This is a genomic window from Marinobacter vinifirmus (assembly GCF_002258215.1).
Lineage (GTDB): Bacteria > Pseudomonadota > Gammaproteobacteria > Pseudomonadales > Oleiphilaceae > Marinobacter > Marinobacter vinifirmus.
Genome location: NZ_NEFY01000001.1, coordinates 289,503 through 311,190 on the forward strand (window position 1 = coordinate 289,503; position 21,688 = coordinate 311,190).

At 58.5% G+C, this 21,688-nt stretch carries 28 protein-coding genes and 1 pseudogene; 13 read left to right on the forward strand and 16 right to left on the reverse strand.

Annotated features, from left to right (window positions below; genetic code table 11):
• Positions 1-4 precede the first annotated feature (4 nt).
• From codA to B9Q17_RS01400, 6 genes are all read right to left on the reverse strand, one after another.
• Complete coding sequence (gene codA, locus B9Q17_RS01380; protein WP_022987925.1) at positions 5-1,261, reverse strand: cytosine deaminase; 1,257 nt, start codon at positions 1,259-1,261, stop codon at positions 5-7.
• Positions 1,258-1,422, reverse strand: a complete 165-nt coding sequence (locus tag B9Q17_RS17975; RefSeq protein WP_154707604.1) for a hypothetical protein — start codon at positions 1,420-1,422, stop codon at positions 1,258-1,260. The genes codA and B9Q17_RS17975 overlap by 4 nt, the downstream gene beginning before the upstream one ends.
• Positions 1,423-2,706 carry a cytosine permease gene (gene codB, locus B9Q17_RS01385; RefSeq protein WP_094623803.1) on the reverse strand — a complete coding sequence of 428 codons (1,284 nt, stop codon included), beginning with the start codon at positions 2,704-2,706 and terminating at the stop codon, positions 1,423-1,425. It abuts the gene before it with no gap.
• Positions 2,707-2,915: 209 nt separating this feature from the next.
• Positions 2,916-3,761, reverse strand: coding sequence for a DUF72 domain-containing protein (locus B9Q17_RS01390; protein ID WP_094623963.1), 846 nt, complete (start codon positions 3,759-3,761; stop codon positions 2,916-2,918).
• A gap of 52 nt (positions 3,762-3,813) precedes the next feature.
• Complete coding sequence (gene arfB, locus B9Q17_RS01395) at positions 3,814-4,227, reverse strand: alternative ribosome rescue aminoacyl-tRNA hydrolase ArfB (protein ID WP_022987929.1); 414 nt, start codon at positions 4,225-4,227, stop codon at positions 3,814-3,816.
• Positions 4,228-4,235: 8 nt separating this feature from the next.
• The gene (locus B9Q17_RS01400; protein ID WP_094623804.1) at positions 4,236-4,895 is read right to left on the reverse strand and encodes a DUF2238 domain-containing protein; all 660 of its coding nucleotides are present in this window, start codon (positions 4,893-4,895) and stop codon (positions 4,236-4,238) included.
• A 132-nt stretch (positions 4,896-5,027) separates the two neighbouring features.
• On the opposite strand from B9Q17_RS01400, the gene B9Q17_RS01405 reads away from it, so the two are divergent.
• The 5 genes from B9Q17_RS01405 (at position 5,028) to B9Q17_RS01420 (ending at position 9,959) form a co-directional block, all read left to right on the forward strand.
• Positions 5,028-5,885 carry a hypothetical protein gene (locus tag B9Q17_RS01405; protein ID WP_244177281.1) on the forward strand — a complete coding sequence of 286 codons (858 nt, stop codon included), beginning with the start codon at positions 5,028-5,030 and terminating at the stop codon, positions 5,883-5,885.
• Positions 5,886-6,113: 228 nt separating this feature from the next.
• Positions 6,114-6,257 (forward strand): thioredoxin TrxC, encoded by a 144-nt coding sequence (locus B9Q17_RS17980; RefSeq protein ID WP_022987932.1) that lies wholly within the window; start codon positions 6,114-6,116, stop codon positions 6,255-6,257.
• Entirely contained in the window at positions 6,254-6,625 is a 372-nt protein-coding gene (locus B9Q17_RS01410; protein WP_022987933.1) for a hypothetical protein, read from the forward strand. The genes B9Q17_RS17980 and B9Q17_RS01410 overlap by 4 nt, the downstream gene beginning before the upstream one ends.
• Positions 6,626-6,652: 27 nt before the next feature.
• Positions 6,653-9,211: a DUF2339 domain-containing protein gene (locus B9Q17_RS01415; RefSeq protein WP_094623806.1), complete on the forward strand. Its 2,559-nt coding sequence runs from the start codon at positions 6,653-6,655 to the stop codon at positions 9,209-9,211.
• A gap of 49 nt (positions 9,212-9,260) precedes the next feature.
• Complete coding sequence (locus B9Q17_RS01420) at positions 9,261-9,959, forward strand: crotonase/enoyl-CoA hydratase family protein (RefSeq protein WP_094623807.1); 699 nt, start codon at positions 9,261-9,263, stop codon at positions 9,957-9,959.
• Positions 9,960-9,962: 3 nt separating this feature from the next.
• On the opposite strand, the gene B9Q17_RS01425 is transcribed toward B9Q17_RS01420, so the two are convergent.
• Positions 9,963-10,670, reverse strand: a complete 708-nt coding sequence (locus tag B9Q17_RS01425; RefSeq protein ID WP_094623808.1) for a LemA family protein — start codon at positions 10,668-10,670, stop codon at positions 9,963-9,965.
• Positions 10,639-10,860: a hypothetical protein gene (locus B9Q17_RS01430; RefSeq protein WP_094623809.1), complete on the reverse strand. Its 222-nt coding sequence runs from the start codon at positions 10,858-10,860 to the stop codon at positions 10,639-10,641. Before B9Q17_RS01430 ends, B9Q17_RS01425 begins: the two co-directional genes overlap by 32 nt.
• A gap of 169 nt (positions 10,861-11,029) precedes the next feature.
• On the opposite strand from B9Q17_RS01430, the gene B9Q17_RS01435 reads away from it, so the two are divergent.
• Positions 11,030-11,527: an acyl-CoA thioesterase gene (locus B9Q17_RS01435; protein WP_094623810.1), complete on the forward strand. Its 498-nt coding sequence runs from the start codon at positions 11,030-11,032 to the stop codon at positions 11,525-11,527.
• A gap of 87 nt (positions 11,528-11,614) precedes the next feature.
• A complete protein-coding gene (efpL, locus tag B9Q17_RS01440; RefSeq protein WP_058341429.1) occupies positions 11,615-12,181 on the forward strand; it encodes an elongation factor P-like protein EfpL in 567 nt (188 codons plus the stop codon).
• 18 nt (positions 12,182-12,199) lie between these two features.
• On the opposite strand, the gene B9Q17_RS01445 is transcribed toward efpL, so the two are convergent.
• From B9Q17_RS01445 to B9Q17_RS01455, 3 genes are read right to left on the reverse strand one after another with little or no spacing between them, the layout of a single operon-like run.
• Positions 12,200-12,895: a pseudouridine synthase gene (locus B9Q17_RS01445; protein WP_094623811.1), complete on the reverse strand. Its 696-nt coding sequence runs from the start codon at positions 12,893-12,895 to the stop codon at positions 12,200-12,202.
• A complete protein-coding gene (locus tag B9Q17_RS01450) occupies positions 12,892-13,668 on the reverse strand; it encodes a spermidine synthase (RefSeq protein WP_094623812.1) in 777 nt (258 codons plus the stop codon). The genes B9Q17_RS01445 and B9Q17_RS01450 overlap by 4 nt, the downstream gene beginning before the upstream one ends.
• Positions 13,668-14,381, reverse strand: a complete 714-nt coding sequence (locus tag B9Q17_RS01455; RefSeq protein WP_094623813.1) for a lytic transglycosylase domain-containing protein — start codon at positions 14,379-14,381, stop codon at positions 13,668-13,670. Before B9Q17_RS01455 ends, B9Q17_RS01450 begins: the two co-directional genes overlap by 1 nt.
• 196 nt (positions 14,382-14,577) lie before the next feature.
• On the opposite strand from B9Q17_RS01455, the gene B9Q17_RS01460 reads away from it, so the two are divergent.
• Both B9Q17_RS01460 and B9Q17_RS01465 read left to right on the forward strand, forming a co-directional pair.
• Positions 14,578-14,817 carry a TIGR02647 family protein gene (locus B9Q17_RS01460; protein ID WP_022987942.1) on the forward strand — a complete coding sequence of 80 codons (240 nt, stop codon included), beginning with the start codon at positions 14,578-14,580 and terminating at the stop codon, positions 14,815-14,817.
• A gap of 88 nt (positions 14,818-14,905) precedes the next feature.
• Positions 14,906-15,802, forward strand: a complete 897-nt coding sequence (locus B9Q17_RS01465; RefSeq protein WP_094623814.1) for a DMT family transporter — start codon at positions 14,906-14,908, stop codon at positions 15,800-15,802.
• On the opposite strand, the gene B9Q17_RS01470 is transcribed toward B9Q17_RS01465, so the two are convergent.
• The 4 genes from B9Q17_RS01470 to B9Q17_RS01485 all read right to left on the reverse strand — a co-directional run bounded on the left by B9Q17_RS01470 (position 15,799) and on the right by B9Q17_RS01485 (position 18,845).
• A complete protein-coding gene (locus tag B9Q17_RS01470; RefSeq protein ID WP_022987944.1) occupies positions 15,799-15,975 on the reverse strand; it encodes a DUF1328 domain-containing protein in 177 nt (58 codons plus the stop codon). The two genes, B9Q17_RS01465 and B9Q17_RS01470, sit on opposite strands and share 4 nt — an antisense overlap.
• A 101-nt stretch (positions 15,976-16,076) precedes the next feature.
• Positions 16,077-16,697 (reverse strand): LysE family translocator, encoded by a 621-nt coding sequence (locus tag B9Q17_RS01475; RefSeq protein WP_094623815.1) that lies wholly within the window; start codon positions 16,695-16,697, stop codon positions 16,077-16,079.
• A gap of 13 nt (positions 16,698-16,710) precedes the next feature.
• Positions 16,711-17,163: a hypothetical protein gene (locus tag B9Q17_RS01480; protein WP_022987946.1), complete on the reverse strand. Its 453-nt coding sequence runs from the start codon at positions 17,161-17,163 to the stop codon at positions 16,711-16,713.
• Entirely contained in the window at positions 17,163-18,845 is a 1,683-nt protein-coding gene (locus B9Q17_RS01485; protein ID WP_094623816.1) for a L,D-transpeptidase family protein, read from the reverse strand. The genes B9Q17_RS01480 and B9Q17_RS01485 overlap by 1 nt, the downstream gene beginning before the upstream one ends.
• 74 nt (positions 18,846-18,919) lie before the next feature.
• On the opposite strand from B9Q17_RS01485, the gene B9Q17_RS01490 reads away from it, so the two are divergent.
• The 3 genes and pseudogenes from B9Q17_RS01490 to B9Q17_RS18510 all read left to right on the forward strand — a co-directional run.
• On the forward strand, positions 18,920-19,696 hold the full coding sequence (locus B9Q17_RS01490) for a TSUP family transporter (RefSeq protein WP_094623817.1): 777 nt from the start codon (positions 18,920-18,922) through the stop codon (positions 19,694-19,696).
• A gap of 44 nt (positions 19,697-19,740) precedes the next feature.
• Positions 19,741-19,872 carry a hypothetical protein gene (locus B9Q17_RS18450; RefSeq protein ID WP_279627987.1) on the forward strand — a complete coding sequence of 44 codons (132 nt, stop codon included), beginning with the start codon at positions 19,741-19,743 and terminating at the stop codon, positions 19,870-19,872.
• A 234-nt stretch (positions 19,873-20,106) separates the two neighbouring features.
• Positions 20,107-20,404 (forward strand): annotated as a pseudogene (locus tag B9Q17_RS18510) (AMP-binding protein); the annotation flags it as partial.
• Between the two features lie 70 nt (positions 20,405-20,474).
• Here B9Q17_RS18510 and B9Q17_RS01500 read toward each other — a convergent pair.
• Entirely contained in the window at positions 20,475-20,669 is a 195-nt protein-coding gene (locus tag B9Q17_RS01500) for a hypothetical protein (protein ID WP_022987951.1), read from the reverse strand.
• A gap of 118 nt (positions 20,670-20,787) precedes the next feature.
• Between B9Q17_RS01500 and B9Q17_RS01505 the strand changes: the two genes are divergently transcribed.
• The gene (locus tag B9Q17_RS01505; protein WP_094623818.1) at positions 20,788-21,687 is read left to right on the forward strand and encodes a LysR family transcriptional regulator; all 900 of its coding nucleotides are present in this window, start codon (positions 20,788-20,790) and stop codon (positions 21,685-21,687) included.
• Position 21,688: the final 1 nt, after the last annotated feature.

Below are 21,688 nucleotides of genomic sequence, written 5' to 3' on the forward strand. Positions count from 1 at the left end.
GCCTTCAAAGGCTCAAGTCAGTTTCATATTTCATCATATCCCTCTTGATCAGCAATTTCCCGTCCCGGACAGACGCCAGCACGGGTTGCTGTCCCATCAAAACTTCATAGGGGGTTTGTCCCTGCTGCACGATACACCGGGCCGGTAGTCCTTCTTCAATGCCGTAGTCCTGAAGGTCCAGCGCGGCGGCGCCGTTATCGGTGATGAGCTCCAGCGATTTTTCGATCTGGCTCATGCCCAACATATGGCAGGCGTGCAGGCCGACGTCCAGGGTGCGCAGCATGTTGCCATTGCCGATGGGATACCAGGGGTCGCGAATGGAGTCCTGGCCGAAGGCGACTTTCAGGCCGGCGTCCAGTAGTTCCGGTACGCGGGTCAGGCCGCGGCGCTTAGGGTAGCCATCGAAACGGCCTTGCAGGTGCAGGCTTTCGGTGGGCATGGATAGGAACCGAAGGCCGGATTTTTTCAGCAAGCGGAACAGCCGGCTGCAGTAGGCATCGTTGTAAGAGCCCATGGCACAGGTGTGGCTGGCGGTTACCCGGGATCCATAATCCAGGCGTAGGGCTTCAGCGGCAAGCACTTCCAGGAACCGGGATTCCGGGTCGTCAATTTCATCGCAATGGACATCCACCAGCCGGTCGTTCTTGTGGGCCAGCTCCATCAGCCAGCGCACAGACTCGGCGCCGTAATCCCGGGTGAACTCGAAGTGGGGGATGCCGCCTACCACATCGGCACCCAGGCGCACCGCCTCTTCCATCAGCTCTCGGCCATTCTTGAAGGACAGGATGCCTTCCTGTGGAAAAGCCACGATCTGTAGGTCGACCAATCCGGCGGTCTGTTCTCGCACTTCCAGCATGGCCTTGAGGGCCGTCAGGCTTGGGTCGGTTACATCCACATGGGTGCGCACGTACTGGATACCGTGGGTGGCAAACAGCTTAAGGGTTTCGGTGGCCCGTTTGATCACATCTTCATGGGACAGCATGGCTTTGCGCTCGGCCCAGCACTCAATGCCTTCAAACAGAGTGCCGCTCTGGTTCCAGCGGGGTTCACCGGCGGTCATGGCAGCATCCAGGTGGATGTGGGGTTCGACAAAGGCCGGCGTAACCAGGTTGCCGGCGGCATCCAGTTCGTTGTCCCCAGCGGCGGCGGGCCCTGGCATCGGGAGAATGTTGGTGAAGCGCCCGCCGGCAATGGTGAGTTTGTACAGTCCATCCTTGCGCGGAAGGCGGGCGTTTATGATTGCGTTCAGTTGTTCGGTCATTTTATCTCCTGGTGTTGGCGCACCTGCGATTCAGGGTTAAACAGCAGGTGGGCGATGAGCAGTGATTTGAAATTGTCTGAGCTGTCGGCGTCACTGGCCAGGCCATCGGTTTGTGTGCTCAGCCCCGGGAGTTTGGGTACATCGATGCACTGTTGGGCCATTTATGCGGTTCCCATCACCATGGCCCGGCGTTCCAGCACCGCCTGGGAAACCACTAGCACCACGCTGTAGCTGAATGCGGCCACCAACACACCGACAATCGGCGCAATCCAGGGCGAGGTGTAGGCTGCTGCGGAGCCAATCGCGTAAGCGGCAAGGCCGGGTGTGTTGAACGCGGGCAGTGTTGTTGTGGCCAGGTTCGGGTACTGGCGTTTATAGCCGACAAAGTAGCTGGCCATGATCACGCCGCCGATGGGCGGGATAAAGGTGCCCAGCAGGACAAGAAATGGAATCAGCCACTGGTACATGCCCATGACCGCCAGGACGGTGCCGATGCCGGCCCCGACAATGGTGACCAGTTTGCGGCGGCGGGTACGGACCAGGTTGCAGCCTGCGACAGCAAAGTTATAGACGGTGTTGTCCTGGGTGGTCCAGAGGTTCAGGAACAGCATCAGAATGCCCAGTGTTGCCAGCCCCTGCGCGACCATGATATCGACAATGTCGGCCTGTTGATAAACCAGGGCACCGAAGGCGCCGATCAGGGTCATCAGGCCGTTGCCCAGGAAAAACGCCAGTAGCGTGGCGATGACGGCAGTCTTTCCGGATTTGGCGAAGCGGGTCCAGTTGGTGGCCTGTGTACCGCCACTGACAAAGGTGCCGAACACCAGGGTAATAGCCGCCGCAACCGTCATCTCACTGGATGGAGTGATCGCCAGTAAACCGGCCAGCCCGCCGGCATCCGAGGTGGCCATGGTCATGCTGACGGCTACCAGAATAATCATGGCGGGCACGGCCACCCGGGACAGCCACTCAAGGCCGCGATAGCCGATAAAGGCCGTGACGCAGAAACCGAACCCGAACAGGACCATCAGCGGGGTGGTCAGGCTCTCCGGCATGCCGGTCAGTTTCACTAACAGTATGGCCATGGTGGCGGTGCCCCAGGCGTACCAGCCAATCTGGGTGAAGCCAAGGATGATATCCGACAGCTTGCTGCCCATTTCTCCAAAGGTGAAGCGGCTCATAAGGGCGGTGTTGAGACCACTCCTGGCTGCAATGTAGCCCAGTACAGCGGCATAGATTCCCAGTAGCAGGTTACCTGCTGCGAGTACCATCAGCATGGTGGAAAAATCAAAGGCCACACCAACGGTGCCGCCGGCCCACATGGTAGCGGTGAAAAAGGTGAAGCCCAGCAGTACCAGCCCCATGGACCAGACGCTTTTGCGTTGATCCATGGGCACCGGGCTTAGGGGGTAGTCCTGCTCTTGCGGGGTCGCCTGAGTAGTCATGGTGATTTCTCCGTATCGTTAGTCATCACGACAAGCGTTCGCAACCTTCATGCCATTTCTGGATTCGGGCAGGTAAAAGCCTGCAGGCTCCGGGTACTCATTGTGCATATTGCACAATTTCTTGGGTTGCGGAGCCCCGGGACTGCGGTTTATGCATGGAATTGGTGCGGGATCACCGAGCCCTATCCAAATTGGTGCAGGGTTGAATTCTAGAACAACCCGATCTGCGGCGTAGTCAGCTCTACCGGCAGTGCTTCCAGTTCTGGAATCTTCTCCCGCAGCAATTCGGTCCACAACGCAGCCAGCTCCACCGCATGGCCGTTGTCGGGCATGTGCATGAATACATAGGGCTGAATGCCAGCCTCAATCCAGGCAGCCACGCGATCTACCCAGGGCGCAAGAAAGGTTCGGTTGGTTTCCAGGTCGGGGTGGCCAATGTAGCGAATCACCGGCGCCGCGTCGCTGGGCAGGATGTGCACCGGAACGCGGGGCTTCTTGCGCTGGGCATCGATGGTTGATTCACAGTCGGGCGTTGCCGAGAACAACGCCCGGCTATCAAGAACCACCCTTGCCAGCTTTCGGGCCCGCAAACCCTGGTTCAATGTCCGTTCCTCTTCACCCTTGGCGAAAAATGCCGGGTGGCGGACTTCTACAGTCCAGTGAAGAAACTCGGGTGCGGTATCCAGGAAATGCCAGAGCTGGTCTAGCCGCTGAGGGCCAAAGCCGGCGGGTAGCTGCAGCAACATGGGGCCCAGCACGTCGTTTAGCGGCTCAATCAGCGATAGAAAAGTATCCAGCTCATCGCCCACGCCGGTGAGAAAGCGTTCGTGGGTGATGGCTCGGGGCAGTTTGAACAGGAAGCGGAAGCTGTCCGGTACCTGCTGCCGCCATTGCAGGCACTGGTCCCGGCTGGGGCTGGCGTAGAAGGTGGTGTTGCCCTCAACGGTGTTGAACACCCGGGCATAGCGCGCCAGGGGAGTGCCGCCGGGTGGCAGCTGGTTGTTCCAGTTTGGATCTTGCCACTGGGGACAACCGAGGTAGTAGGGCAGTGCCATCTTTTTTCGCTGCTCTGCTGTGGATAAATTGATCACTCAGGCGCCGGGGATATCAAAGCTGCACTTTTCCCCTGAGCGCCTTGGTTTTGCCTTTTTTGGTTTTGCTGTCCACACGCCGACGTTGAGAGCCCTTGGTTGGCTTGGTGGGGCGGCGGGCTTTCTGTTGCTTTACCGCTTCCTGAATCAGCTCTTTCAGGCGCTGAAGGGCATCGTCCTTGTTCAGCTCCAGGGTGCGGAAGGACTGCGCTTTGATCACGATGATGCCGTCTTTGCTGATTCGCTGGTCAGACAACGCCATCAGCCGCTCCTTGTAGAACGGCGGCAGGCTGGAGTTCTGGATATCGAACCGGAGGTGAACGGCAGAGGCAACCTTGTTGACGTTCTGCCCGCCCGCGCCCTGGGCGCGTATCTGGGTGATCTCAATTTCCCAGTCTGCCAGTTCAACGGCGTTGGAGATTTTCAGCATGGGCTTCCTCAGCGCCGGAAAAAGCGGGGGTTACGTTCGATAAAGGCATCAATCCACCGCTCCAGGAACGAGGCCTCGTCCGGATTCTTCAGGTAATGCCAGCCCAGGGTCGAAATGATCAGGGCACCAATGGCATCCACAATCAGGTCCCACATGGTATCGGTCAGCCCGGATGGATCCCCCAGCATGGGTTTTTGCATGTTCATTCCGAATAATGAATCCATGGTGAATTCGAAGACCTCCCACAGGGCCCCAATGCCCAGGGCAAACATGAAGGCAAAGAGGGCAACAAAGCCCGGCTTCAGGTGCATCTGGAGCTTCTCGGTTTCGTTCATGATATGCACCAGCAAAAAACCGAGGATGCCAAGCAGGAAGCCCGAAGTGGTGTGCAGGGCCATGTCCCACCACCAGAAGCGGGTGTAGTAGTCGCGAATTTCGCCCAGAAACAGGGACGCGAACACAAAGCCGATGGCCGCCAGCTGCAGTCCCGGTGGAATGTGAATGCGGAAACGCCGCTCAAACAAAACCGGGAAAAAGGTAATGGCAATGATCATGCTGGTCAGGAAGGCAGTGAACCAGCGCTGGCCGATTACAGCAAACACCGCCTCGGCCAGGAGTATCAGTTGCAGGACAATGGTGATTCTCTGGTGGGTAATTCGAATGCGCATGCACAAGAGGTTCCTGATTTCGTTACGCTTACCCTATCACATCACGCCGGTTTCCAGGCTCCCCGTGACGGTTGCCACGGCTCCGATTGGTGTAGGATAACGGGCATAACCTGAAGCAAGAGACGTTTTACCATGTTGAAGACATTTCTGATGACATTGCTGGCGGCCAGTGTTGCCTTGCTGGCGGGCTGCTCCGGGCCGGAATCTCCGCAGGAAGTTTCTGAAGTCTTCTGGCAGGCGGTTGTTGAAGGCGATGCCGGTGACGCCAGCGACTACTCCACGCTGGTCGACGAGGCTGCGTTCGACAGTTTTGGCGAGAACTGGAAGAACGTGCAAGTGGCCTGGGGCCGCGTTGTTATTGATGAGCAGGTTGCCCGGGTAACCACCACCCTGAGCGGGCTGGAGGGGCGTGATGAAGCGGTTGAAACGGTCACCTACCTGGTGCGCCAGGGGGATGAATGGCTGGTGGACTACTACCGCACCGGCGACGCCCTGGAAGATGGCCCGGTGTGGGGCAGCCTGGTTGGCCAGCTGGAAAAGCTGGGCGAGGATCTTAAAGCCCGCTGGGCACAGCAATCCGATGAGCTGGCACAGGAACTTCAGCTGATGGGGCAGGAGCTTCAGCAGCAGGCCGCACAGATGAGCAATGAATTCTCGGGCCTGGCAGAAGAGTATGGTGAGCAGCTGGGGCAACAAATGGAAGCCTGGTCCCAGTCATTGCGAGAGGCGCTGAAAGCCAATCCTTCGGCCTCTTCGAAAGACCGGCGCACCCTGAATGAGGCCGTTACCCAGCTTGAAGCGCAGCAGCAAAAACTGGAAGAGGCGGACCTTCAGGCATTGGCCGAAAGCACCGTTGTGGCCGCAAAGACCCAGTTACAGCTGGGTGAATTAGGAGAGGAATTTGCCGCCTACAAAGCCGAGTGGCAGCAGCGCCTGGCCGAAATAGAATCGGAAATAGAGCGGTTTATGCAACAGCTGAAGGAAGAGTAGGAACCTTTTAGGCTGTCATCCGTGATTATTCAGTACACCATCCAGTAACACCGGTCATTTTACAGTCACATTACCCCGGCCCCCGCCGTTAGCGGTTGTAGCCGGGGTATCCTTAGCCTGTTAACAAAGTTATCCACAGATTATGTGCGTAACATTTGTGGCAAGGCCGCTTGATTTTCCCCCGGGTAACCCAGATTCTCACGGAAGAATCTGACAAGAGGAATGCGTATGTCCGTCGAAACCAAACTTGTGGTGTGTCCCCACTGCCATAAGGCAAACCGGGTGCCTGTTGATAAACTTGCCGCCGGTGGCAACTGCGGTGCCATGAGTGAAGCCCAGATCAGCCAGTGGCTGCAAGGGCAGGCGGGATGAGGTTTCCTGCCGTAACGGTTGTACTGGTGGCTGGTGCGTTGCTGTATGTGCTGTGGGATCAGATGCAGGACGAGCCAGCCCCTGAGGACCCGGCCAGGTACACCAACCTGGCTGCCAGCCCGGCCAAGCGCAGTGACGTGGTGGACTGGGCTGTTACACAGATTCCGGAAGTCTGCGCCCAGGCAACCGGGGGTAGCGGAGAACGGTTTGATGACTGCGTGGAGCGGGCGGAGTCCCGTACCTCCACCTGCCGAAGGGCGATTTACGATAACTTTCCGGACAACGTGACATCAGAAGCAGTTTTCCGGGATGTTTCGATTACCATGATGAATTGCCTGGTGCCGGAGTCGGGCCGGGTTCAGCCCTGATTTTTTCAGTAGACAAGGAATCGTCGTTTGGAATTCATTTTCATTATCCTTGTGGCCGGCGCTGCCCTGCTGGTGCCGGTCGGTTCGCTGCTGGGCTTTCTGGCGTTTCGCCAGCGTGACCGGCAAGCCTCCCGTGTTGAAGCGCTGAGCCGTGAAGTCGCAACTCTTAGGCAGGAGCTTGCCGCCCTCAAGAGCGGGAATGCTTTCGGAGAATTTGCGCAAGCAACGGCAGACCTGGCACCCGAGCAGGCGCCTGCGGCTGCGCCCGTTTATCCTGCACAAGCAGAATCTCAGGTTGTTCCGGAAGAAAATCCTCCCCAGGCTACTCCTACACCGCCGCCGCAACCCCGGCAACTTTCCCTTGAAACCCGGTTGATCAACGCCCTGAAAGCAAACTGGATGGTTTGGCTGGGTGGCCTGAGTGTAAGCCTGGCCGGAATTTTCATGGTCAGCCATTCCATCAGCGCAGGCCTGATTGGCCCGGTTCAGCAATTTGCGCTGGCTCTGTTGAGTGGCCTGGCACTGCATGCCGGTGCGGAATATCTGCGCCGGCGCCATACGGGCACCGACCAGGTGTTCGCAGCTCTGGCCGGTGGTGGCAGTATTACCCTTTATGCAGCCTTGCTGGCGGGTGTCCGCCATTATGAGCTTATCGGCCCCGTTACCGGGTTGATACTGCTGGCAGTCGTCTCTCTGGCGACCATGGCGCTGGCCTTGGTGCACGGCCCGTTACTGGCCGTGATGGGGCTGTTTGGCGCCTATGTGGTGCCTTTGCTGGTGGGTGGCGAAGGCGGCAGCGTCCTGTTCGTGCTGAGCTACAGCTTTCTGATTACCCTAAGCTCCATGTTGTTGATGCGGCGCGTTTACCGTGACTGGCTCTGGTATGGCACGCTGCTGGGCGCTCTGGGATGGTGGTTATTGGCGGGTATGGGCTCGGCCGCAATGCTGGCGACTGCGGGCTACCTTTCGGCGTTGTTTGTGCTGTTTTCCATGTGGCTCGGTGACGTCAGTCTTTCCGGAGAGCGTCGTCGTGAAGCATTGATTGCCCTGCTGGCAGCCTGGGCTGTGTCCATTTACCAGCAACCGGCTTCAGAGCCGCTGTTTCTGGCCTGGCTGTTTATGCTGCCGGTGGCCATTCTGGCGCCCGCCGGTCGCGGGGTACTCTGGTATCTGCCCTGGGCGACGGTATTGGTAACGGTTGCGGGTTGGCTCGGGTTTGCGGCAAAAGGCTCCGGGGCGATTTTGCGGCTTACCCTCGCCGAAGAGCAGCACGGAATATTCCTCACTTACTTGATGCTGGCCGCCGTCATTACCCTGATGTCCGGGCTCTGGCAGTGGCGACAGCAATTGCAGCTCAGGCGCTGGGCCTCACTGGTGATGCTGGCACCGGTTATCTGGTTGCTGCTGGGTTGGTTGTTGTTGGTGCCGGCAGGCGAAGCGTCTGGCGCCTGGGCCCTGGTTTCCTTGTTCGCTGGTGGTGTTTATGGCGCTCTGGCCTGGCGGCTGGAGCAGCGCAGTGAGTGGCGTGCCGGGTTGGTCTGGGCCCTGCTGGCAGCACACGCCAGTTACTCTCTGGCGGTGGTCATGTGGCTGCAGGAAGCCTCGCTTACCTTGGCGCTGGCAGCGCAGTTTGTCAGCCTGGTGTGGCTGGCCCGCCGGTATCAGGCATCGGAGCTGTACTGGCTGTTAAAACTGGTGCTGGCCGTTGTGGTGGCTCGGCTGACCTTTAATCCCTGGCTGGACAACTATCAGGCGGCCAGCCACTGGACGCTGCTGACCTACGTCGGTGCTGCCGGCTTTGCGGTAGCGGCAACCTGGCTGGCCGGGCGCAGCGGTGCTATTCGCCCGTGGCTGGAGGGTGCGTCGTTGCACCTGGTTGTTTTGTTTATGGGGGTGGCCCTGCGTTTTGCGCTGTACGACGGTGACATCTTTGTTCGGGACTACAGCCTGACCGAGGCAGCTATCAATACGCTGCTCTGGGGCTCTGTGAGTGTGGTCTATGTGATTCGCGCCCGGGCCAGCGAGACCCTGGTCTGGCTGTATCGGCTGTTTGCGTGGATTTTGCTGGCCATGGCCGGGTTAAGTTATCTGGTGGCGGTTGTGGTTCACAATCCGTGGTGGACCAGCGGGGTGATTGGTGAAACGCCCGTCTTCAACCTGCTGTTACTGGCCTATGGCGCACCGGTGCTGCTGGCATTGGTAATCAGCCGTTATAGGGAGCTGGTACCCCGGCACTGGGCGCTTGCGGTGGCCGGTGCGGCGTTCCTGTTATTTACAGCACTGGAAATCCGGCAGATTTGGCAGGGCAGTGCCATGCCCCTCCAGTTCGGTGTGGGCGAGGGCGAGCTCTACACCTATTCGGTGGTGGGCATGTTGTATGCTGTAGCGGCCATTCTATGGTCTGCCCGAAACCATAGCCTGATGTTGCACAAGGTTGGCATGGCGCTGCTGGGCGTGGTGATTGCCAAAATTTTCCTGGTGGATATGTCTGGCTTGCAGGGGCTCTGGCGGGTTGCTGCCTTTATGGGGCTCGGATTGGCCTTGCTGGGCCTGGCGTGGGTTTACCGGAGAAGCCGTAAGCTATAAAGTTAACAAACACTCACTTAAATAACATGCAGTAGATGAGGACACCCAGGTGACAGAACTCGTAACTTACGAACTGAATGATGGCATTGCCACCATCACCCTGAACAACGGCAAGGCCAATGCCCTGAGCCACGAGGTTTTTGAGGGGCTGAATGCCGCCCTTGACCAGGCCGAGCAGGAAAAGGCCATTGTGATCCTGACCGGCCAGCCCGGTATGTTCTCCGGCGGCTACGACCTGAAAGAAATGCAGAAAGGCCCGAAAGAGGCCATGGCCCTGGTGAAAGTGGGTTCAACCCTGACTCGCCGCTTGTCTGCCTTCCCGCGGCCGGTGATTGCGGCCTGTAGCGGCCACGCGATTGCCAAGGGTGCGTTTATCCTGCTGTCTGTGGATTACCGGATTGGGGTGGAAGGCAGCTTCAAGCTGGGCCTGAATGAAGTGGCCATCGGCATGACCATGCATCACGCCGGTATCGAGATTGCCCGCCATCGCATGCCTGCGCCGTACTTCTACCGTTCTGTGGTGAATGCCGAGATCTTTAACCCGGAAGGCGCCATTGCGGCCGGCTTCCTGGACGAGGCGGTCGCCCCGGAACAGCTGATGGAGCGTGCGCTTGCCGTGGCTACCCAGATGAAACAGCTGAACATGACGGCCCACAAGCAGACCAAGCTGAAAGTGAAAGCCGATTACCTGGCGCTGCTGGATCGCTGCATTGAGCAGGACTTCGCTCACTTTGACCTGATGGGCTGATAGTTAGCTTCCATCCTTGCTGAACTGGCTGACCGGGCGGAACCGGAACAGCCAGGCCAGCAGCAGATCCGGCAGGGTCTGGATTCGGGTGTTGTAGATCATGGCGCTGTCGGTGTAGCTGTTGCGCAGCAGTGCCAGGTAGCTCTCGGTATCCGCCATGATCGCCATAAAGCGCCCAACCACTTCGTGATTTTTCATCTCCGGATAATCTTCAATCCTGGCTTTGAGCACCTGCGTTGCGGCCTGTTCACGGGCAAGCGTTCGCTCCACATTCGCGGCGGACTCCATGCTGGCCGGCGGCTCGGCCCGTAGTGAGGCAATGTGGGTCATCAGTTGTTTTTCATGGGCCATGGCGGCCTTTACCGTATTCTCCAGCATCGGCCACAGGTCATGGCGTTGTTGCAATATGGTGTCGATGTTGGCCCTGGCCCGGTTTACCCGGTTCTTCAGGAACACCATGTCGTTGTAATGCAGCACGCCCAGATAAAGACACAGCACCAGTGGCACCATCAGGGCGGACAGCAGCAGGTTGTCCGGGCTGAACCGGCCATCGGCGGCGAGCAGTGAGGTGGCGGTGAACAGGAACAGGCCAAGGCTGGCTGCAATGCTGACAAAACTGCGGGCGCCGCGGTTAAGAACACGGTGCTCACGGTTGAAATGCCCAACCACATAGGCAGTATCACCGGGGCGCAGGGCGGGCGCCAAGGGCATCGGTTACCGTGGCTTCAATCAGGTAGGGCCCGTCTGACAGTGCAGCGAGCGGGGTGGCTGGCAGTCTCTGCATCTGGCGGGTTTCGGTCATTTGTTCCAGCCCCTGATTCATCAGGTGCCAGCTTCCGGCCAGGCAGGCAATGGCGATGAGTGTGGTGATAATGCGCCCGGAAGTACTCGCCAGTGCCATGTGGATAAACGTCCTTTTGTTGTTGGCCGGAAAAAAGTGCAGTATACCTGATCAAATTACCTGCATGGCCCGCAAACCCAGGCGCACAGTAGCCTGGCGCGAGGTGTCCTTACCTTGCTAACAAAGTTATCCACAGTTTTTGTGGGTAAACCAGAAGGAAATGAGCCAGATGACTGACAAACCGGCCAAGCCTGTTGCTGCTTCTGCCATCGAGAAGCATGTGTATAAAGTATTCCCCAACGATATGAAGGCCTATAACACGGTATTCGGTGGCATGATCATGGCCAAGTGTGACCGTCTGGCCCTGGTAGTGGCGGAGCGGCATTCTGCCCATGTATGTGTAACCGCAGCGGTCGACTCCATCCACTTCCGGGCACCGGCGAAGGGCAACGACACCCTGTTGTTCAGCCTGTCGCTGAATCGCAGCTGGGGGTCTTCCATGGAAATCGGCGCCAAGGTGGAGGCGGAAAACAGTTATACCGGGGAAACACGCCATATCCTGTCGGCGTTTTTCACTTTTGTGGCGCTGGATGAGCAGGGGAAACCGGTGGATGTGCCGGCGGCGATGCCGGAAACCCCTGAGCAACAAAGGCGCTTTGATAACGCTGAAATCCGTCGGGCAGGGCGATTGAAAACCCGGGAGGAGTTATCCCGGGCAAACAGGTAAGATTACTGCGGTAGCAACTATCGCTTCCGGGCGCGAGTCGTGGTATATCAGCGCCCACCAAGATCAACTTTTTCGGAATCAGGTGTTATGCCAAAAGCGAGCGAGATTAAAAAGAACCAGGCCGTTGAATACGAAGGACGGGTGTATTTCGTTAAGGACATTGAACGCTCTGTACCCCAGGGCCGTGCCGGCGGCAGCCTGTACCGCATGCGGATGTACGATGTGGTCACCAACCAGAAGCTGGACGAGACCTTCAAGGACTCCGACATGCTGAACCTTGCGGACCTGGTGCGTCGTCCGGTCACGTTTTCCTACGCCGATGGCGACGAGTACGTGTTCATGGATAACGAAGACTTCACCCAGTACATGCTGAACAAGAGCGCCATCGAAGACGAGCTGTTGTTCATCACTGAAGACACTCAGGGTGTGATGGCCATTCTGGTCAGCGATACGCCGGTGGCCATTGACCTGCCACCTACGGTGGAACTGACCATCGAAGAAACCGACCCGTCTGTGAAGGGTGGTTCTGCCACCGCGCGTACCAAGCCGGCTCACCTGACCACCGGACTGGTTGTTCAGGTTCCAGAGCACATCTCCACCGGCGACCGCATCAAGGTGAACGTGGAAGAGCGCAAGTTCCTCAGCCGCGCCTGATGTGTTTGATCCGCTCTGTCAGCCGATGGAGCGGATCTCGCTGCCGCTCAGGTGGCGATACCCGCCAACAGGAAGCTCCGGGTCCAGTACCAGGCTTCCCATGCTTTCCCGGTGCAGTGACGTCACCCGATTGCCTACTGCGTGGAACATCCGCTTTACCTGGTGATACCGCCCTTCAAAAATGGTGACCCTCGCCTCGTGATCGTTCAGCGGTTCCAGCTGCGCAGGGGACGTTGTCAGTTGCTCGTACTCGAACCAGATACCTTCGGCAAAGCGCAGGGCGGTCTCCGGGCTGATGGGTTCAGCGGTTGTTACCCGGTACACTTTCGGAATCTTCACGGCAGGTTCTGTCAGCCGGCGAGACCAGGTGCCGTCATTGCTCAGAATCAGCAGCCCGGTGCTGGCCCGGTCCAGGCGCCCGCCAATGTGCAGGTGCGAACGCAGTTCCGGCTCAATCAACTCCATAACGGTAGGGTGCTGGTCGTCCCGGGTGGCACTCAGGTACCCGGCGGGTTTGTGCAGCATCAGGTAATAGGCCGGTTCGGCCTGCTGGATAATGTCCTTGTCGATCTTCACTTCCCTGAATCGGGAGATGTCTTCGTTGCCGTCCCGGCAGACCGAACCATCTACCCATATGCGCCCGGCTGCCAGTAACTGACTGGCCATGCGGCGGCTGATACCGTTCTGGTTGCTGACGATGCGGGCAAGCTTCATTCGGCGGGTGGGGCAAGTCGGCTGAGTTTGTTGACCAGCTTGCGCCAGCCAATCGGCAGGCGCGCTTCCAGCGTATTCAGCCGGGCTTTTTCTGCCGGCAGCGGGTCAATGGCCTGCTTGTGGCCGTAGATCACCCAGTTGTTGGTTTTGCTTTTGAATACCAGTAACAGGGGAAACTGGCGCCGGAGTTCCCGCAGCAGGTTGCCATCCGGTTCTGGCATACGGTGATAGTTCAGCACCAGCCAGCCCCGGGCCGACAGCGCCCGACTGCAGGCCTTGATGAACTGGCGCTGGCTTTGGGCAGGGCTCATGCGGTCTGAGCTGTACAGGTCGGTCAGGATCATATCGGTACTGGCTTCCGGTAAGTTATCCACCGCCACGCGGGCATCGGCAATGTGGATATCAAGCCGGTCAGACTCGGGCAGGGAGAACCACTCCCTAGCAATGTCTGCCACCTTGCGGCGCAATTCATAAACCTCGATGGACGCTTCCGGCAGCAGGGTGAACAGGCCATGGGCCAGCGCGCCACCACCCAGCCCCAGGACGGTCACTTTAGATGGAGTGGTGAAGGCGAGGGGTAAAAGCATGGCGCGGTTGTATTCGTGTACCGGAACCTGGGGCGCCGTGCGCAGAATCTTGCTTTGCTCGAACACCGAATCAAAGCTCAGGATTCGGTGTTTTCGGTCGTCAATCACCAGGATGTTGCCGTAGTTATCCCGAGCCACATGGACAATATCGCCCTTGATTTCCGGGCTTTTAAGAATGGTGCCCATCAGTTCTTGGCGTAGCGCTGGTGCAGTATGCCAACGCGCTCAACATAGGCCTTGGTTTCCGCATAGGGCGGAATGCCGTTGTACCGGCCCACAGCACCCGGGCCGGCATTGTAGGCGGCGGTCGCCAGGCGGATATCGCCACCGAAACGTTTGAGCATTTGGGCCAAGTAATCGACGCCGCCACGAATGTTGTCCTGTATGGCAAACGGGTCGTTCACGCCCAGCTCATCGGCCGTGCCCGGCATCAACTGCATCAGCCCCTGTGCGCCCACGGGAGAAACCGCTTTGGGATTAAATGCCGATTCGGCATGGATGACCGCCCGAACCAGGGCCGGGTCTACATCGTATTCCCGGGCGGCGGTCAGGATTTCATCCCGGTAGGGTGTCAGGAACAGAGGGGTCTTGTGCCAGTCCACCTTGGAGCCGGGGTCGCAGGCATAGCAATGGAACCGGATAACTTCCACTTCGGCGTTACCCGGGCGCTGGCTGCTGTAGGCCACCACGCCGTGTTCATCGGTGTAGCGATAGACGGTTTCGGTTTTGGTAGAGGCCCGGGGCTGCGCTTTACTCTTCACGTTGGTGTACTCCACCCGGCCATCCGGATGGACGATTCGCTGAATGCTGTCGGCCTTGGCGCTGCTGACCAACGCCATCGCCAGGAACAGGCCAGTGATGAGGGCTCGTGCCGGTGTGTTCAGGAAATAGTTACGCATTGCTCGCCTGGGGATAAACAGCCTACCAACGAATTTACCGGGATTGGCTGTGGGAATGTACCGGTAATTGTAGGATTTTAGTGCCGTGATGATACGGAATGTTGATGGGTTCACAAGAGACTTTCGGTAACTCGGCGATGCTCTTGTGCAGACAGTAGGCTACACTGCTAGGAATATGACAACACGGGAGTATTCCATGCCGTTCTCGCCAAAGCACCTTGCTGAACTGAACCTTCTGCTGCAGTTCCCTTCAACCTCCACTCAGGAAGGTATCAAGGTTCATGCCCATTCCGCTGCGCCGGAGACCGTCAAGGCAGCTGAAACGCTGTTTGCCAAAGGTCTGATCAGCCAGATGGACGGAGGCTACCTTACCCCCATGGGGTGCGAGGCGGTTGAGCTTACCCAGAAGCTCCAGGCGATGATTGCCGAGCCCTGACACCAACCTGTTTGAAACAGTAGCGCTGCACCCGGCCAAAACGGTCGGGTGGGGTGCTTTGTTATTCGTGTAGCGGCAGCCGAAACCTATGCCACCGATCTACTACTCCCTGTTTGTGCCCGCGCTGTTCGTCTGGTTGTGGAGCACCGGTTTTATTGGCGCCAAGTACGGCTTGCCTTATGCAGAGCCATTTACCCTGCTGCTGATTCGTATGCTGTTGACGCTCATACCGTTAACCGTTCTGGCGCTGGTGATGAAATCACGCTGGCCGGGTTGGCGCGGAGCGGGGCACCTGGCGGTGACCGGGTTGCTGGTGCAGGGAACCTATTTGGGCGGCGTGTTCTATGCCATTGACCAGGGCATGCCTTCTGGGCTGGTATCGTTGATCGTTGGCTTGCAGCCCCTGGTCACGGCCCTGGCGGCGGTCTTGTTGCTTCGGGAAACCGTGGCGGGCCGTCAGTGGTCAGGGTTGGTTATGGGATTGTTGGGGGTGGCCCTGGTGCTGGCTGAGAAGCTCGGGGATGGCTCGAACGGAGCGGGTTTCTCACCGGTTACCTTGCTTTGGGCGGGGCTGTCCCTGGTTGGTATTTCGCTGGGAACGGTTTATCAGAAGCGTTTCGGAACCGGGGTAGACCTGATCTCCGGCACCATGATCCAGTACACCGCCGCCGCTGCCTTGTTTGCCCTGGGTGCTTTTACTCTGGAAACCCGCGAAATCCAGTGGTCACTGCAGTTCAGCCTTGCCCTGGGCTGGCTGGTATTCGGGTTGTCGGTAAGTGCAATTCTGATTCTGATGTGGCTGATTCGCAGAGGGGCTGCTTCCCAGGTGGCGAGTCTGTTCTATCTGGTGCCGCCGGTGACGGCGCTGGAAGCCTTCATTCTGTTTGACGAACGGCTGGGGCCAATGGCGATAGCCGGCGGCGTGGTCGCAGTAGCCGGGGTGGCCCTCGTTGTGACCGGAGGGCCACGACCGGTGAAAACCTAGACCTTGGGGCCTTTACCGCGAAGCATGTTGAATAACAGGGACACGACCAACAGTACAAGGAAGATGAAAAACAGTATCTTCGCAAATCCTGCCGCAGTTCCCGCAATGCCTCCGAACCCGAGGACTCCCGCGATAATCGCAATAACAAGACAAACTATAGCCCAGTAGAGCATCTCCTATCCTCCGTTTCAGGGGTGCCCTTTAAAAGTGGCACAGTCCTTCAGGAAGCGCAATTGAGAAGCAGTTACCGTTGAGTAATGGTTTGGCAGGAGTTCTACTTGCCAGCTACGATACCGGCCACCAGTCGCCCCGCCAGCGCTACCAGAATGGCTCCGAACACCCGCTCGAACCAGACCGCCCGTTTCTTCAGCATATCCAGCCACTTCGGGTTGGAAAACAGCCAGGCCACAATCAGGTACCAGCCGGTATCGATAACCAGTGCGGTAGCTGCATAGCCAAACTTCGCCATCAGGCTGGTATCCACCCCGACCACCTGGCTGAACAGCGCCAGGAAAAACACCGCAATCTTGGGGTTGAAGAAGGCAATCAAGAAGCCGTCCCGGGCGGCGCTGCGGGTGCTGGGAGCTTCGGGCAGGGCCTGGTCGCTTTGAGCCTTGGCGGTGAGTCCTTTAAACCCGAGCCATGCCAGGTACAGCGCCCCGGCCCATTGCAGAATGGTGAACGCTGTTGGCGATGCGGTAATCACCGCCGCCAGGCCGAGAATGCTCAGAAACGCGTAGATGCCCACGCCAAGACCATGGGACAGCGCCGCGACAACGCCATTCCGGCGCCCGCCGGTCATGGTCTGTTTCAGCACCAGGGCGAGGGAGGGGCCGGGCGACATGGCGCCAAGCACGCAGATGGTTACAACAGCTAACCAGGTGGTCAGGGTCATGGGGTTTCTCTGTTCAGTCGGTTTTTCGGGTGGGGTAAACAGACCGTGACAGGGTGGGCTCGCAACCGATCACCTGCCGTGCCTGTTTGTGGGCGTGAAGGTACCAGCGCTGGCCGCCATTGGTAAAGGTATTGCTGGCAACCGGGAAATCCCGGGTTTGCACGGTGCTGGGTATCGGGGTGCCATCGGCATGGCGGTACACGCAGGAGGTTCCGATGGTCATGGCCTGCCGCACGGGCAGGGTAATAAAGCCGTCATCACTGACTTGCGGGGGCTCGTCGTTGATGCTGATAACCTTCAGGCAGGGGCCGAAGTGGATGCGGTTCTGGTCGCCCACTTTTTCTTCAAGGCAATGATGGGCCTTCAGCAATACCGCGTCATCGGCAATATCGCCTTTTGGCCCGGGAAGGCTCTGGCAAGCTGCCAGGGCCGCACTTAGCAGCAGTGTGACGGCTGCGCGTTTCATCAATGGCTCCTTGGTGTCAGTTGCAGGTTGCCTTGCCAGTCGGAACGAAGGGCCTGCAGTAACTGGCGGTCGCGCCCGTAGATATCCTCCCGGAACTGGTAGGTTCCGGCGCGATCAACCCAGACGGTCCAGTACTGCAGGTGAACCGGCACCGGGTTCCGGAGGATGGCGTTGATCGGCTCGCTCGATTGCAGGGCTTCCTGAATGGCCCGATGGTCCCAGTCGCTGTTGCCCTCGAGCAACTTATTCGCCAGCTCAAACGGCCGCTCCACCCGGATGCAGCCGGAACTCAGGGTACGATCCATGCGGCTGAACAGGTATTGGCCCGGGGTGTCGTGCAGGTACACATCATACTGGTTCGGGAACATGAATTTCACCTGGCCGACGGCGTTCTGCGGTCCGGGCTGCTGCACCAGTTGATAGGGGAAGTTGTTTTTGGTCAGGCTATCCCAGTCGATGGTAGCGGGATCAATCTCGACACGGTTGGCGCCCCAGCCTTGATATACCTTGAAGCCGAGCCGGTCCAGGTAGCCGGGATCTCGGCGGATCACTGGCAGCTGGTCTTCGATCATCAGCCGGCGCGGAACCGTCCAGGTGGGGTTGAAGACCAGGTAGCGGATGCGGTCGCTGAACACCGGTGTCTGCCGGTAGGGCTGGCCGACGATCACCCGCTGGCGCATGGTTTCCTGGCCGTTTTCCACCATGATCAGCTCATAACCGGCAATGTTTACCAAGATGTAGGTATCGCCCAGAGAATCCGGCAGCCAGCGCCATCGCTCCAGGTTGGCGTCGATCTGTTGTAGCCGTTCCAGGGGCATCTGGTTGATGGCCGCCAGGGTTTTACGGCCGATGATGCCGTCGGGATCCAGTCCGTGGCGGGCCTGGAAGGCTGGAATCACGGCGAGCAGGTCATCACTGTACAGCTGGTCGGCAAAGCCGGTATCGAATGCTTCTGAGCTGTCGTTGTCCCGGGCTGGCAGGTCGCCGAGCAGCCTCAGCCGCTCACGGACCTCAATCATTCTGGAGTCTGTATCCCCGGGCCGGATGGCCGGGCCGGAGTCGATCACCGGCCAGGGCTGCCCTAAAAGGTCAGAGACTTCTTTGCGGAGCGCCACCAGTTTGCGGTAGGCCGGCGCTTCCGGTTTCAGGCCTTGCAGGGTTTTGTCGATGCTGTGGTCCAGTATGGCGGCCGCCAGTACTTCATGCATTTTCCTTTGCTGTTCGGAAGGTTGCCAGCGGGCGGAGCGGGTTTCCTGGTCAAGCTTGCCATCATGCAGGTGTGTGGCAAGCAGCAGGAAGGCGTCAGACAATACCAGGTCGAGATCAGCCTGCAGGTCCTCACCATTGTGGTCCAGCGGCTGCGACGCAAAGTCCGCCAGGCTGTCGTAATGGTAGTCGCCAGGGTTCAGGCCTTCATTGGAGACTTCGCGGATGGCTTGCAGCAGTTCCTCCCGTGCCGGGAAAGAGCGCCATGCCGGTTCGTAGTTTCGGGCTTCATAGAACTGCACGAGCGCGTCCCGGGAGTGCAGGTGAGCGCCAAGAACCACCACCGGCTCACCGGCCTGCAAGGCCTCGACCCGGTTGATAATACTATCGTCGCTGTGGGAATTTTCGGCCAGCGCCAGTAACATCAAACCCAACAGACAGCTCTGCCAGAATCTGCGACGGTTGGCATCCTGCATCTGTCTCCCCTCCGTGTCATCATTAGCTTTTAGCCCAGCCGTTCTAACCTGCATGCCGGAGCCCGCTTTTACCCATGTCTGACCTGACTGTAGTCCAGTATATCCTGATTGCATTGATCTTTGTCTGGAGCGGGTTTGTCCGGTCAGGGCTGGGTTTCGGTGGTGCCGTGTTGTCCCTGCCGTTCCTTTTACTGGTTCTTGATGAACCTTTGGTGTTTTTGCCGTTGATTTCGATACACCTGCTGGTGTTCTCCTCCCTCACCATCTGGCTCAACAACCGGAAAGGCGCGAAGGACAGGCAGGCCGGTGGCACGGGCACCGTAGACTGGCGTTATCTGGGGCGCCTGCTGGCGATCATGATTGTGCCCAAACTGATCGGGGTATTCGGGCTGATTACCCTGCCGGGCTATGTGATGAGCTCGATCATTTTCGTGATTGTTGCGCTGTATTCACTGTCATACATTGCCAACCGTCCGTTCCGCAGTGGCAGCAAGACGGTCGATACCATTTTCCTGATGCTGGGGGGCTACATCAGTGGCACCTCACTGATTGGTGCTCCGCTGATTATCGCGGTGGCGGCGCAGCACCTACCCAAGGAGAAGCTCAGGGATACCTTGTTTGCCCTGTGGTTTATCCTGGTACTGATCAAGCTGTCGGCATTTATCTGGGCGGGTGTCGACCTGCAACTGATCCATCATCTGTGGCTGCTGCCGGCGGCGGCCGTGGGGCATGTGATCGGGCTCTATGTGCACGACCGCATGCTCCAGGCCGAAGGTTCGCTGTTTTTCCGGGTGCTGGGTGTAGTGCTGCTGGTGGTCAGCACCATCGGGATGGTTTCTGTCTGGCGTTAGGCGTAATCTGTCAGGAAGGCATCTAATTCAGGGAGGGTAACGCGATGAACGCGACCGATCCCGACTTTGCAGCCCTGCGTCGCGCCATGGTGAAGTTACAGATTGCCGGGCGGGGCATTCATGATGGCCGGGTACTGGAAGCCATGGCCAGGGTACCGAGGGAAGGCTGGCCCTGAGGGCGCTTCAGGTACCCAGCATTCCCGCGTAGGCTGTGTAGAAAAATGCGCAGGAACCGAGCAGGATCAGGCCCCAGGCTGGAGCGGTCATGGCAGAACGTGTCGGCTTGTTCATAGCTACCTCCCTTGGCAATGCTATTTATACGCTGACGTTTTCACTATAGACCATGATTGACAAATGTCACAAACTAAATTGTTCAGATAACGACCAGGCAACCACGTCCGGCAGTACCGGCCAACCCGGGCGTTGAACACCGGATTGGCGACGGCGGCGAGGTTCAGGTGAAAAGTCCCGGGCAGATGGTGGGTTACTTCAAGAATGAGTAGAAAACCCGGGAAGATATTACCGAAGACGGCTTCCTGAAAACCGGTTTAATGCGTGGCCGGTGCCAATCAGCCGCAACCCTGCCTGATGGTTCTGCTGTCAGAAGAAGCCCGTGATGAGCTGGGTCGGGGGCGGATCGCAGATTTCTACAACCGCAAGATGGACGAGTGGTTTGCCCGGAATGCCAAGGTGATCCGGGAATTCTGAAGTTCTTCGAGGCAAACAAAAACCCCGGCATGGAGTCCATGCCGGGGTTTTTTGATTCAGGCTGCCGGGCTTATACGCCGCCCTGTACCTGGGGCATATCCTGAGCTGCGGCAACTGCCTTGCGGTTGGCAATGCGCAGTTTGCGGCCGATAAACTGCATCACCTGTTTTGTCGCGGCGCGGGTATACTGGCGGCGCATCTCCACTCCATTGTGGAGGATGCTTGATGGCTGCGGGCGAACGCTCGCGGTGTACTTCTGAATCATGGCGCCTTCCTCCTTCATCGGGTGGCTGGAATCGTTAACTTGCAAATAATTCTAGGGGTTCTTATTTGCAGTTTGAATACGGTAAACTCCGTACTCACGTTGCAAATATGCAGTAACTATGGACTGGGATTATCTTCGATATATACGGGCTCTGGCAATAGCCGGAACCTTCGCAAAAGCCGGTGAATTGCTGGGTGTTCACCAAACCACTGTTTTACGGCGACTTGACCAGATGGAAGAGTCCCTGGGGGTTCAGTTTTTCGAGCGCAACCGGGACGGATTGCAGCTGACACCAGTCGGGGAAATGGCCTTTCGGGAAGCGGAAAGGCTGGCAACCGATATGGAAAACCTCGAACGCAAACTGGTGGGCCAGGACGGTGCGCCTGTGGGCAAGGTCCGGATTGCCGCCGAAGACGCCATGATGAACGAGCTGCTGAGCCCGATCCTGGCGGAACTGGTGCGGGAGTATCCGGACATCGAACTGGAAGTGCTCACCGACAACGATGTTGCCAACCTGAGCCACCGGGAAGCCGACCTGACGCTTCGCCCGGAAAACAAACCCCAGGCTACCCTCGAGGGCGAGCGCATTGCCGCGATTGATTCGGCGGTTTATGGCGCTGCGAAATACTGCCGGCGCAATCGAGATATAGACATCGAAAACCAGCCGGAAGCCTGCACCTGGATTCTTCCGGATGAGTCTTTCAGCCACCTGGCAACGGGCCGGTGGTACCGCAAGCATCTCAAGAACGTAAATTCGGTCATTCGCTGCAACAGCCTGCAGGCAATGGCTGCCCTGGCCAGGGCCGGCGCCGGGTTGGCGGTTCTGCCTTGCTACCTTGGTGAGCCGGCAAAGGAATTGCGCCGGCTGTCAGACCCCCTGGACGGTGAAAGTGTCGACCTCTGGTTGCACGTCAACCAGGACACCCAGCAAATGGCCCGGGTGCGGATTGCGATGGAGTTTCTGGCCGAACGCCTGCAGGCACTGGAGTCTGCCATCGAGTTCAGCGCAACTCTCTGAG

What these genes read in the sequence shown, in the direction of transcription:
- B9Q17_RS17975 (WP_154707604.1), bottom strand. Translation starts at nt 1,422, where the DNA reads ATGGCCCAACAGTGCATCGATGTACCCAAACTCCCGGGGCTGAGCACA.
- B9Q17_RS01500 (WP_022987951.1), bottom strand. Translation starts at nt 20,669, where the DNA reads ATGATTCAGAAGTACACCGCGAGCGTTCGCCCGCAGCCATCAAGCATC.
- B9Q17_RS01475 (WP_094623815.1), bottom strand. Translation starts at nt 16,697, where the DNA reads ATGACCCTGACCACCTGGTTAGCTGTTGTAACCATCTGCGTGCTTGGC.
- B9Q17_RS01465 (WP_094623814.1), top strand. Translation starts at nt 14,906, where the DNA reads ATGCCACCGATCTACTACTCCCTGTTTGTGCCCGCGCTGTTCGTCTGG.
- B9Q17_RS01435 (WP_094623810.1), top strand. Translation starts at nt 11,030, where the DNA reads ATGACTGACAAACCGGCCAAGCCTGTTGCTGCTTCTGCCATCGAGAAG.
- B9Q17_RS01430 (WP_094623809.1), bottom strand. Translation starts at nt 10,860, where the DNA reads ATGGCACTGGCGAGTACTTCCGGGCGCATTATCACCACACTCATCGCC.
- arfB (WP_022987929.1), bottom strand. Translation starts at nt 4,227, where the DNA reads ATGCTGAAAATCTCCAACGCCGTTGAACTGGCAGACTGGGAAATTGAG.
- efpL (WP_058341429.1), top strand. Translation starts at nt 11,615, where the DNA reads ATGCCAAAAGCGAGCGAGATTAAAAAGAACCAGGCCGTTGAATACGAA.
- codB (WP_094623803.1), bottom strand. Translation starts at nt 2,706, where the DNA reads ATGACTACTCAGGCGACCCCGCAAGAGCAGGACTACCCCCTAAGCCCG.
- B9Q17_RS01445 (WP_094623811.1), bottom strand. Translation starts at nt 12,895, where the DNA reads ATGAAGCTTGCCCGCATCGTCAGCAACCAGAACGGTATCAGCCGCCGC.
- B9Q17_RS18450 (WP_279627987.1), top strand. Translation starts at nt 19,741, where the DNA reads ATGAACGCGACCGATCCCGACTTTGCAGCCCTGCGTCGCGCCATGGTG.
- B9Q17_RS01505 (WP_094623818.1), top strand. Translation starts at nt 20,788, where the DNA reads ATGGACTGGGATTATCTTCGATATATACGGGCTCTGGCAATAGCCGGA.
- B9Q17_RS17980 (WP_022987932.1), top strand. Translation starts at nt 6,114, where the DNA reads ATGTCCGTCGAAACCAAACTTGTGGTGTGTCCCCACTGCCATAAGGCA.
- codA (WP_022987925.1), bottom strand. Translation starts at nt 1,261, where the DNA reads ATGACCGAACAACTGAACGCAATCATAAACGCCCGCCTTCCGCGCAAG.
- B9Q17_RS01485 (WP_094623816.1), bottom strand. Translation starts at nt 18,845, where the DNA reads ATGCAGGATGCCAACCGTCGCAGATTCTGGCAGAGCTGTCTGTTGGGT.
- B9Q17_RS01425 (WP_094623808.1), bottom strand. Translation starts at nt 10,670, where the DNA reads ATGCCCTTGGCGCCCGCCCTGCGCCCCGGTGATACTGCCTATGTGGTT.
- B9Q17_RS01460 (WP_022987942.1), top strand. Translation starts at nt 14,578, where the DNA reads ATGCCGTTCTCGCCAAAGCACCTTGCTGAACTGAACCTTCTGCTGCAG.
- B9Q17_RS01400 (WP_094623804.1), bottom strand. Translation starts at nt 4,895, where the DNA reads ATGCGCATTCGAATTACCCACCAGAGAATCACCATTGTCCTGCAACTG.
- B9Q17_RS01470 (WP_022987944.1), bottom strand. Translation starts at nt 15,975, where the DNA reads ATGCTCTACTGGGCTATAGTTTGTCTTGTTATTGCGATTATCGCGGGA.
- B9Q17_RS01480 (WP_022987946.1), bottom strand. Translation starts at nt 17,163, where the DNA reads ATGAAACGCGCAGCCGTCACACTGCTGCTAAGTGCGGCCCTGGCAGCT.
- B9Q17_RS01410 (WP_022987933.1), top strand. Translation starts at nt 6,254, where the DNA reads ATGAGGTTTCCTGCCGTAACGGTTGTACTGGTGGCTGGTGCGTTGCTG.
- B9Q17_RS01390 (WP_094623963.1), bottom strand. Translation starts at nt 3,761, where the DNA reads ATGGCACTGCCCTACTACCTCGGTTGTCCCCAGTGGCAAGATCCAAAC.
- B9Q17_RS01455 (WP_094623813.1), bottom strand. Translation starts at nt 14,381, where the DNA reads ATGCGTAACTATTTCCTGAACACACCGGCACGAGCCCTCATCACTGGC.
- B9Q17_RS01490 (WP_094623817.1), top strand. Translation starts at nt 18,920, where the DNA reads ATGTCTGACCTGACTGTAGTCCAGTATATCCTGATTGCATTGATCTTT.
- B9Q17_RS01405 (WP_244177281.1), top strand. Translation starts at nt 5,028, where the DNA reads ATGTTGAAGACATTTCTGATGACATTGCTGGCGGCCAGTGTTGCCTTG.
- B9Q17_RS01450 (WP_094623812.1), bottom strand. Translation starts at nt 13,668, where the DNA reads ATGGGCACCATTCTTAAAAGCCCGGAAATCAAGGGCGATATTGTCCAT.